The sequence below is a fragment of the Mycobacterium sp. NGS68 genome (assembly GCF_059812195.1).
In genome coordinates this window covers 1-1,193 of record NZ_JCALCE010000080.1, presented here as the reverse complement: position 1 = coordinate 1,193, position 1,193 = coordinate 1, and the positions used below count along the sequence as shown (strand labels likewise).

General features: G+C 68.2%; 3 protein-coding genes. All 3 read right to left on the bottom strand.

Annotation, left to right across the window (positions count from 1 at the left end; all coding sequences use genetic code 11):
- Positions 1-155 precede the first annotated feature (155 nt).
- Positions 156-554, bottom strand: a complete 399-nt coding sequence (locus tag AC5Y5V_RS31335) for a WhiB family transcriptional regulator (RefSeq protein WP_499942959.1) — start codon at positions 552-554, stop codon at positions 156-158.
- A complete protein-coding gene (locus AC5Y5V_RS31330; protein WP_499942956.1) occupies positions 551-991 on the bottom strand; it encodes a hypothetical protein in 441 nt (146 codons plus the stop codon). Before AC5Y5V_RS31330 ends, AC5Y5V_RS31335 begins: the two co-directional genes overlap by 4 nt.
- The coding region (locus AC5Y5V_RS31325; RefSeq protein ID WP_499942954.1) for a helix-turn-helix transcriptional regulator at positions 988-1,193 on the bottom strand (206 nt) is incomplete at its 5' end. The genes AC5Y5V_RS31330 and AC5Y5V_RS31325, both read right to left, overlap by 4 nt.

Genomic DNA, 1,193 nt, shown 5'->3' with positions numbered 1-1,193 from the left:
GATGTTCCAGGTTTGGCGGGTGATGCGGCGTATGCGGTGGTCCCAGTCTTTGACGTCGGGGCTGGTGCTGACGGAGCGTAGGAGGATCGGGCGGCCGTCGCGGAGCATCGCGACGCCGGCCGACGTCAACGATGGGTCTAATCCCACGACGAGGCTCATGCGGGCTGAACCTGGCTCTGCCGCCATTTCCGGGCGGCCGTGGCGCCTGCGTCTAGGCAGGGGTCGCAGAGGGGCTCACGGAGCCGGTAGTGGCGTTCGACGCCGGATGTGGTGCCGCACATCGGTGAGTGGGTGGTGGTGACGGCCTGGCGGACCAGGGCCCGCAGTTTCCGTTGCGTCAGTCCGCCCCAGACGCCGTGGTATTCGCCGTTTTCGATGGCCCAGGCGCGGCATTCGGCCATGACCGGGCAGTGCCGGCAGATGCGGACCGCGACTTGCTGCATGTCGCGTTCGCCGGTCTCGGGGAAGAACACTTCTGCGGTGGCGGGGTTGCAGCGGGCCCGGGCGTTCCACGGCTGGGCGTGCAGGCCCATGAGCGCGGTGAAGTAGGTCACGGCATCCGCTCCGCCCGTGCGTAGCCGCGTGATCGTGAGTTCTGGGCGCCGAAGTTCAGCTGCCAGATTTCACCGGTCTTGAGTTCGATGGTGGCGTACCAGCGGGCGTCGTCGATGGCCTCGAAGTGGACGAGTTCGACGTCGGTCGCGGCGAAGTCGTCCAGGGTGCCGTCTTCGTCGAGGCTGACGCGCGGGTTGGTGGGCAGGCGGATGGTCACGAGTGATCTCTCCGCGTAGATGCCGCACTCAATCTGCTCGGCAATCGACGTCAGTTGACGTGCGGCCTGGCGGTGGATCCAGGCGGCGTGCAACCACGCGTACTTGCTGACGCGCCACCAGTGATCGCCGAACTGTTCGAGGTCGTCGGCCCGTTCGAGGTGGTCGTCGATCCGTGAGCGGATCAGGTCAAGGGCGTGTCGACGCGTCGCGGTGCTCACCGTGCCACCACCTCGACGGTGGCGCCGACGGCTTGGGCGTACCGCAGGACGGTGGCGAGCTCGGGGGCGCGTTTCCGGGCTTCGAGGTGGCCGATCGCGCTCGTGCAGACTCCGGCCGCGGCGGCGACGTCGCGCTGCAGCATTCCGCGCTGGTGGCGGATCCGGATCAGCGCGGTGACGATCTCTGGGCCGGTCACGACGC